Source organism: Kitasatospora sp. NPDC127035 (assembly GCF_042726075.1).
GTDB lineage: Bacteria > Actinomycetota > Actinomycetes > Streptomycetales > Streptomycetaceae > Kitasatospora.
This window is the reverse complement of record NZ_JBHXDN010000060.1, coordinates 2,232-10,547: the sequence shown is the minus strand read 5'-3', so window position 1 is coordinate 10,547 and position 8,316 is coordinate 2,232. Positions and strand designations below refer to the sequence as shown.

Annotated in this window: 8 protein-coding genes; 5 read left to right on the top strand and 3 right to left on the bottom strand. The window is 68.8% G+C overall.

Features of this window, described 5'->3' with window-relative positions; translation table 11 throughout:
• Positions 1–368: 368 nt before the first annotated feature.
• The 3 genes from ACFWIC_RS31165 to ACFWIC_RS31155 all read left to right on the top strand — a co-directional run bounded on the left by ACFWIC_RS31165 (position 369) and on the right by ACFWIC_RS31155 (position 2,697).
• Positions 369–1,487 (top strand): hypothetical protein, encoded by a 1,119-nt coding sequence (locus tag ACFWIC_RS31165; RefSeq protein WP_380520567.1) that lies wholly within the window; start codon positions 369–371, stop codon positions 1,485–1,487.
• Between the two features lie 261 nt (positions 1,488–1,748).
• A complete protein-coding gene (locus tag ACFWIC_RS31160) occupies positions 1,749–2,351 on the top strand; it encodes a DUF3592 domain-containing protein (RefSeq protein ID WP_380520593.1) in 603 nt (200 codons plus the stop codon).
• A gap of 25 nt (positions 2,352–2,376) precedes the next feature.
• Entirely contained in the window at positions 2,377–2,697 is a 321-nt protein-coding gene (locus ACFWIC_RS31155) for a hypothetical protein (protein WP_380363521.1), read from the top strand.
• Positions 2,698–2,960: 263 nt separating this feature from the next.
• Here the strand turns inward: ACFWIC_RS31155 and ACFWIC_RS31150 are convergent, their stop codons facing one another.
• Positions 2,961–4,073, bottom strand: a complete 1,113-nt coding sequence (locus tag ACFWIC_RS31150; protein ID WP_380520566.1) for an EcsC family protein — start codon at positions 4,071–4,073, stop codon at positions 2,961–2,963.
• Between the two features lie 161 nt (positions 4,074–4,234).
• Positions 4,235–4,885, bottom strand: a complete 651-nt coding sequence (locus ACFWIC_RS31145) for a hypothetical protein (protein ID WP_380520565.1) — start codon at positions 4,883–4,885, stop codon at positions 4,235–4,237.
• 175 nt (positions 4,886–5,060) lie between these two features.
• On the opposite strand from ACFWIC_RS31145, the gene ACFWIC_RS31140 reads away from it, so the two are divergent.
• On the top strand, positions 5,061–5,567 hold the full coding sequence (locus ACFWIC_RS31140; RefSeq protein ID WP_380520564.1) for an N-acetyltransferase: 507 nt from the start codon (positions 5,061–5,063) through the stop codon (positions 5,565–5,567).
• Between the two features lie 191 nt (positions 5,568–5,758).
• Here the strand turns inward: ACFWIC_RS31140 and ACFWIC_RS31135 are convergent, their stop codons facing one another.
• Entirely contained in the window at positions 5,759–6,475 is a 717-nt protein-coding gene (locus tag ACFWIC_RS31135; protein ID WP_380363529.1) for a hypothetical protein, read from the bottom strand.
• A 1,212-nt stretch (positions 6,476–7,687) separates the two neighbouring features.
• Between ACFWIC_RS31135 and ACFWIC_RS31130 the strand changes: the two genes are divergently transcribed.
• Positions 7,688–8,014, top strand: a complete 327-nt coding sequence (locus ACFWIC_RS31130; protein WP_380520563.1) for a hypothetical protein — start codon at positions 7,688–7,690, stop codon at positions 8,012–8,014.
• Positions 8,015–8,316 lie beyond the last annotated feature (302 nt).

The following is an 8,316-nucleotide window of genomic DNA, read 5'->3' as shown; positions in this document are numbered from 1 at the left end:
GGGTGACGCCACGCAGGGCGGGGCGGTGCGTGGGCGGGGGCCGGGGGGTGTGGGGCGCGGTTCGGGGGCCCCACCCACGCGTCCCCCACCAGTCCCGCTCGTTACGGAAGGTCGGGGCCACGCACCAAGGCCCCGCCCCTCCGGCGAGACACCCTGACCCCCGGTCAGGAGAGAAGCCCCACCGCGACGGACTGCGGCGCACTCGGCGTGCCCGGCGTCCTCAAGGCCGCCACCGCCGACCGCTCGCAGCGCCTGCTGCGCCCCGGCGGTCTCGGGGTTGCCGGCACGCGTTGACGTCGTGCCTCGTCGGAGAGCTGGCGAGGGCTGACACCTACCGGAGGTCACCTGCGCCCAGCACAATCGCCCGTATGACGACTACCACGGGCGGCGCGCCGCCGCCCACGCAGAACAGGCCTGTCATGCTCGCTCGGGGGTTCCTCACGGGCGGTGTGACGGGGGTGTCCCTGGCGGCCGTCGTTGTCGGGATCGTCCTGGGGAGTGTGCCGCTGATCGTCGGGGGAGCGTGCCTGCTCGCGGTCTACGTCCTGATCCGCTACCTCGCCGGCATGCCGAGGCGGGCCAGGGAAGCGGCGGTCCCGCCGTGCCTGGCCCTCGCGATGATCGAGAGCCGGGAGGCCGTCAGAGGTGAGGCGAGCGACATGCCGGTGAGGTTCGACCTCACCGTCGCACCGGACGACGCACCCGCGTACCGCGTCGAGTTCACCCAGGACATCAACGTCGCCTACCTGCCCGACTACCGGCCGCGCGGCATCCTGGTCGTCCAGTACCCGCCGGACCGGCCGCTGAAGGTGAGGATCGTCAAACGCCCGACCCCGGAGTGGGAGGAGCGGGTGGCCGCGGCCCGTCTCGATTCCGCGCCCGGACCGGCCCGGGCGAGCGACCCCGCAGAAGGCGCCGGCGCCACCGCGGTCGGATTCCTCGGTCTGCTGCTCGGCGCGGCCCTGGTCGTCCTGCTGTTCCGCGCGGACCTGTTCCGCGCGGACCTGTTCGGCGAGGACGGCACCAGCACCGCGCGGCCGCCGGTCTCCGCCTCCGGCACCTCCTCGGCGTTCACGATCACCGTGTCGTCGGTGACCGGCACGGTGGCCCTCGGCTCCGGACAGTCCTTCCTCGACGACGGCAGGTTGGGCGGTTCCGTCGCCACGCTCGCCAGAGGCGAGGACCGGCAGCGGGCGCTCACCGTCACCGTCCAGGAGCGCCTGCTGACGGTCGTCTTCGCCCCGAGCAGCACCCCGGCGGCCTCCCGAATCGACCTGGAGTCCCTGCCGTACGATCGTGTCCCCGCCCTGGTGCAGGAGGCCATGACCACGCTGGGCGTCGGCACCCTGAGCACCTGGCAGCTCACCGCCGACCGTCTGACCGGCACGGTCGTCCTCAGGGTCTCCGTGACCGGCTCCGAGGGCACCGCCTACCTGGAGGCGGACGGGCAGGGCAAGGTTGTTCGGCGCGTCTCGGCGGGAGGCTGACCCATGGGCTGGCATGCGTATGCGGCGCTGTGGTGCGGGGTGTTCGGCGCGTTGGCGCTGGTCGGATACGGGAGGTCGCTGGCCGGGATGACCCGGGCGCAGCGGACGGTCCGGGCGAAGGGGCGGATCGAGCGGGTGGGGGAGCCGCGGCACGGGAGTTCCCCGAAGGACGGGATATCCGTGGTCGTCTCGTTCCAGGACCCGTCCACCGGGCAGGAGTTCACCGTCACCAACGACGGTGAGCGGGGCGAGAGGATCAGTGTGGCGTGGGCGGGCCGGGAGATCGGCGTGTCCTACCCGCGCGGCAGACCCCACGCCGTCCGGTTCTCCCATCGGTTCTCCGAGGGCGGGCGCGGCCTCGGCCGGCCGAACTTCTCGCTCTTCCTCGTCTACGCCGGCCTGGTCGCCGTCGCCGTTGTCGACCGGGGATGGCCGTGGGCTCTGGTCGGCTTCTGCGGGCCCTGGACCCTCTCAGGCCTCTTCCACCTGCCCGGGAACGTCCGTGACCGGAACCGTCGCATCGACGAACTCGCCGCGATGGCCGTCGTCCCCGGCCGGGTCGTTGCCGTCCTCAGGAGCGTCACCGTCGACTCCGACGGCCAAACCTTGACCACCCTGATGCCGGTCGTGACCTTCACCACCCTTGACGGCAGGGAGGTCACGGCCTACTGCGGGTCCGGAATCCCCGACCCCGCCGGATCGCGGGGATCGGACCTCACGATCCACTACGCCCCCGCAGACCCGGCCGACTTCGTCCTGGACGTCGAGGCCGAACGCCGTTCCTGGAAGCGGGACATGGCCGTCAATGTGGTGGGTGTCCTGGTCGTGGCGGCGGCGGCCGTGGTGGGGGTGGTCGCGCTGTGACCCGGGAGCCGGTTATCGTCCCGCCATGGAGCCCCTGACGTTCGACTACGAGAGCCTGCACCTGCGCGTGGACCGGGGAGTGTTCGAACTGTTCAGCAGGGGCAGATCCGAGCTTCGGGTGCCACTGCGGTGGCTCGGAGCGCTGGTGTACTACAAGAAGCCCGACCGGCCCGGCCAGTTGTTCATCGGCACCGTACGCGACCCGGACGCCGCACTCTACGGCACCGACCAGGCCGCCTTCTGGTACAGCACCTCGCCCGAGTTCCGGGTACCGCCCGGCGACGAGCCCTTGTTTCGTGGGTACTTCACCGAGGTGGCCGCGCTCGTCGACCGGAGAGTGGTCTGACGCGGAAGCGGCGGAGCCGCGGGTTTCCGGCACGAGCGTCTGCCCATCCAGGTCGACCGGGGGATCGTCGAGGTGTTCCGGCGCGGCAACGTCACCCGGGCCGCACCGCTACCCGCCGGCCCGGGTGACGGTGTACGCCGAGGAGCCCCGCGGCGCGCTGCGCGGCGATCAGCCGTGCCCGGGGTACCACCAACAGCGTTGCGCTCGCGTGGTGGGCGGGACGTCGAGCCTTGCCGAACAGCACGGCGAGACCGCCTGGTAGATCAGGGAAGGTCGGGTCCGCCTGCCTCGGAGAGTTCGGCGAGGACGCTGATCGGCCTGTCATCGGAGTCCATGCCGCCCTCGTCGGTGTCGAGGAACGAACCGGTCGCCTCCTCGTCGCCGAGGTGCGGGTACTTCTCGATGAGGAAGCGGCGCCGGTAGGCCATGTCAGCGGTGTCGACGATCCGCTCCAGCATGGACCAGTTGAGGGTGCTGCCCACGAGGATCCCGACTCCGGGAACGACCTTGCCGAGGCCCTTCTTGGTGAGGCGTATGCCGAATGCTCTGGCGAACTGCACAGAGACCCTGGTGACCACAGACTCGCTCAGGACATCCCACGCCTTGCCTCGCACGAGTGCCTGGGTGAGCCGGGATATGTCGCCCATCGCGGCGACTTTGGCGGAGGACGAGACCGCCGTGCCGGCGTTGACCACGGACATCACGAACAGCTTCTCGGCGGGCGATTCGGGGTCGTAGCCGTAGAACAGCGACACATGGCCGACCACCCGGGACGCCAGTCCGAGGACGATCGCGGCGTCGCCGGCGAGGGCGCCCACGATCATGCCTCCCGAAGGAGCTGCCGCGGCCCCTGCGGAGGCGGCGACGACCAGCTCCCCGCCCGAGATCACCAACCCCGCCGTCGCTCCCGACAGCGCCGCGGCGGCCGGGTAGTACCAACTGGCCGCGCGCCCCCGCACCGCGTCGATCTGCTCCAGGTCGAGCCGGCGAAGGTCGGCCAGCGACGACACGTCGTGACCGCGCTTCTGATGGCGCTTCACCACCCGAGCGGGGGTCAGTCCCGCGCGCGACAGCCGCCCCACCGTCTGCCGGGTGGACTGGACGACCACGCCGCTCCAGTCGGGCATCGCGTCGGCGGCACTGCGCGCGGCGGTACCCGCCTTCCGGGCTCCTCCGGCGACGATCTCCTGCCCACGCGCCACTGCGGAGAGGGCCCGTGGGTGGCTCTCCAACCGCTTGGCCGCGCGCCTGCCGAGCTTCGCCGCACCGACGGCCAACTGTTCGCCGGCCTCGCCCATTCTCCGGGACAGCGGGCGGCCTGTGAAACGCTGGATGTCGCGCCATGCTTCAAACTCGTAGTCCGAGGGTTCAGTCACACCGGGATCGTAGGCTCTGGCGCAGGAACCGCGCGGGGGGTTGGGAAGTTGTCCCGGGAATCCGCGGCAGCCGCGGATACCGCGCACGCCGCCCGGCTCGATCAGAGAGAACCGACGGGCCGGGGCATCCTGCGCTTGATGGGATTCCGACGGGAGAGCCCTCACTCGTTCGGGCCGATGCGCTCCGGGACAGCAGGCGGGGACACGAGACCGTGGCCCGGCACACCCCGCTCGCCGAGCAGTGTGCTGAGCGAGGAAGCGGGGTTCGGGGCGGTGATCACGGAGCCGACCTCCGTATCGCTGATCCTGACGGTCGGCAGCCAGCCATGCTCGGCCGGCAGAAGATCCGCCGGCGCGTCCCGGAAGGCGCGCTGGCGATGGCGGCCGCCGTCGCCCGGGAACAGCGGCGGCCTGGGCTCGGCGTACCCGCCGCCGGGTTCGCGCCCGGTCAGGTCCCGCGATCGGGCCGGCCACCGCGCGGCATCGAAGCCGAGCTCCACGGTCGACGGGTAGTGCTCCAAGGTCAGGGCGCGAGCGCTGGTGAAGTGCTGCTTCTCATCGACCTCCAGGATCTGCTGCTGGCCGTCCTCGTAGGTCAGCACAAGGTCCAGACGCCGCCACTCCCGAGCGGGAGCCTGTTTTGGTAGAACCAGTCCCGTCAGCGCCCTGTAGATGGTCGAGACTGCCTCCCATGCCCCGGCGCATTCAACGCGGCCGGGCCGCCACAGCCACGCCGGGCAGCTCTCGGGTCGGATCCCCGCCGCCACCACGGCAGGCAGCAGACCGGCTATGGCGTCTTGCAGTTCCTTCACACCGACCCCCTCGTAGTCCTCGGCTCATGACCATGAGCCGATCATCCGTTCTCTCGATCGAACGGGAGTCCCGATCGGGTGATCGCGGGTACTGCCCGGCAGGAGAGCAGGGCCTGGCGGTGTACGGGGAAAATCCAGAGGAGCGGACGGCCGCGCGCTGCTACGGTCGGGCGCTATGAGCTGGCTCCCCGATAACTTCGTCCATCCTGCCCTGGTACCGCTGCCGGGAGGGGGGCATCACCTGCGGCCGATCCGGGAGGCGGACACCCCGCTCGACTATCCGGCTGTGATGGGTTCGCGCGAGCGGCTGTGGACCATCTTCGGCCCAGCCTGGGGCTGGCCCGCAGCCACCATGACCTACGAGGCCGACCAGGCCGACCTGTTGCGGCACGAGAAGGAGATCGCCGCACACCAGTCCTTCAACTACGCGCTGTTCGACACAGCGGAGACAGCTCTCCTCGGCTGCGTCTACATCGACCCACCGGAGAGGGCCGGCGCGGACGGCGAGATCTCCTGGTGGGTGGTGGACGACCTGGTGGACAGCAAGGTCGAGCAGACCCTCGACACGCTCGTGCCGCAGTGGATCGCCGCCGACTGGCCGTTCGAACAGCCGCGGTTCCTCGGCCGAGAGATCTCCTGGTCGGACTGGCTCGCCCTGCCCGAGCACCCGACGCGTAAGTAGCTGTTGTCGTAGTGCTCTGGGGGTTTGGCGGTCGAACGGCCGTCTCGACCGGGTGGTCGTCGGGTGCTCGGCGCATGCGAGGAGGGCCTCCTGAGCAGCTCACTGATGTCGAATCACCGAGCATCAGGAGAAAGGGCGGCCGGCGGGGTCGACCTCGCCCCGGGCAACTCGAAGGCCTGCTCGGTCCGCGTTCACAACAGGGGATACCAAGAGGCGCTGGAAACCTCGTCGATCGCGGCTTGATCCTCTGTTACGTCCCTTGCGATGAAAGCCGGGTTCCTGGTCTGAGGATCCGGACCGTGAAGGTACCAGGCGCGGTGAAACCTGCTGATCTCGCCAAGATGGTTGGCGGATACACTTCCGAGGTCCTTGTTCGGGACGTTGAGCCCCGGCTCCATGAAGATGTTCATGGAAACCTGCCCATTGGGAGTGAACCCAGTCCCCGTGAGGGTGAAGTCCGTGCTCTGCTGGGTCCGTTCCTTGGCGTGGGACAGGGTGAGGTCCAGCGGGTTCTTCGCTCGGACTTCGGGATGCACGTCGAACCCGCGCTGCGAGTCCCACACCACCTCGTACTCGCGCCCGGCATCGTCGAGAAAGACACCGCGTATCCTCGCCCCTTGGTCTGTTGGGGCGCCGGTCACCACCTGAATCTCCGGAGGGAGCTCAACACCTTGTTGCTCGAAGAACGAGCGGCCGATTTCACGTGATTTGCGTGCCAGGACTTCGTCGTCGCGCAGCTGATCGAGCAAGTTCAGAAGCTTCTTGTCTCGCCCGAGCGACAATAGAACATTGTGGATTCTCAGCTCGTTATTGAGGTTTCGGATCTCTTCATTGATGCGGTCAGCGCGATGCTCATGCTGGCGGAGATCCCTCTCCAGCTTTCGACGCTGTTCCTCTGGAGATGACATTGCCCAGCGACCCTTCTCTGTCGATGACCTCTGTGACGCGCCCCCCATTTGGTGCGATTCGAGTGGTACTTATCGTCCTGTTGCAGCGATTGCAACAGGACGAGAGTCAGCGGCTTCGGCACTCGACCAGTTCCACGCTATGCCCGGTACGAGACGAGTGCCACTCGGTGATCCCTCTGTCGTGGAGCCCCAGTGACGGGGTATCGGAGATGAAGGCCCTGTTGGAAAGCTGTGCCGAGCGTTCACGTTCCGATGCATGTCAATTCACTGCGGAGCTTCGCCGCTGCCCAATTCGCGACGGGTTGGGATATGGACGACTGTCCGGCCATGATCTCTCGGGGGCGCCGGGCCTGTACCCTTCTGCGATGTCGGGTCGGGCGTCCTCGGCAACCTCTGCGCGGATTCATTCCGACTCCTTGCCGACTGTTTTATCGAGTTCTACCGGGAGATGGGCGAGGCAGGACCTCCTCGCCCATCCCGCGACGCCCGACAGCGTGTTCTCCGCCGCCATGGCCTTCCTCGTCGACCTGCGCGACAAACCCTTCCCCCGCCTCAGCCTGCCCGTCCCGGGCCGACCGGAATGCACTCGGCGCCGCGCTGCGCCGGGATGTGGGGCTGGTGGAGTACGCGGCGGATGAGGAAGCGGACCCTAGTCGGCCCGGGCGTGCGTAACGTCTGGGAGTCCGCGTTTCCGGCTGATCTACCGTTTCCGTATCCACCGGGGGCACAAGGGCAAGCCCAAGGGCTTCACGTGGCAGCACTACCGGGACCTGATCATCCGAGCCCGCACCCAGCTCGGCGGCCCCGTCGCGCTCCGCTGGGACAACCTGTCCACCCACCTGATGTCGCCGATGAAGGCGTTCATCGCCGCGAACGAGGACTGGCTGACGGTCTTCCAGCTCCTCTCCTATGCGCCCGACCTCAATCCCCGGCAGGGGATCTGGTCGCCGAGCGCGCGCACGGCGGCTTCGGCCTGGTTCCGTTCCCGCGGCCGGCGCCGCCCGGGATCGCCCCACCTCACACAGACGCTGGGGTGGTTCGCCGGTTGCGGTGCCGGTTCGGCCGCAGTGCCTTTTTCTGAACCCTCGGACTTTGCGGGGTCGGTAGCCGTGCAAGCTGGCCGGGATTGGACTATGCCTCCCTGAGCGAAGCCCCCGAGGATGGCCGGAAGTCTTCGAGCGGGGGGAACTGATGGGGCGTCCGACAACTGCTGTGGCCGCGGTCGGTCTGTTGCTGGCTCTGACGGCCTGCCAGTCGGGGGCGGCGTTCGGCAAGGTCCAGGGCACCGACGCCGAGTTGGCCTGTGCGGTGGTGAGTCGACTGCCGGAACGGATGCCGGGCACCGACGGTGGGCAGGCCTTCGACATCGAGGTGGCGCGCCTCGTCGGCGCCGAGGAACTGGCCAGGGCGGCTGCCCTGGCGGACGCCAAGTTCCAGCCGCTCGCCGACGCCCTGAAGGAGGCGCAGCAGCTGTTCAACGTGACCGCCGACCCCCAGCAGGTTGAACCCGCAGTCAAGAAGGCCCGGACGTACTGCTGAGTGCCTATTTCTGAGCCCTCGGACTCTGCGGGGTCGGTAGCCTGGTACCAGGTGAGTCGCGAGCCAAGTTGCTGCTGGTCAACTTGAGAACGATCAAGGCTGAGTCGGTCCACCGACCGCGTTCGCCGACCTCCGGGTGAAGGCCTCCCCGAAGACCGCCCCGAGCATCCCACACACCCCGGCAGTTCCGTTCGCCGAACGTCACGGTGACCGGTAGGCGAACGCTTCCGCAGCCATCGCAATCCGGGCAAACCAGTCACATATAAACAACAGTAGCAGCCCAAGAAGGAAACAGTGTAGAT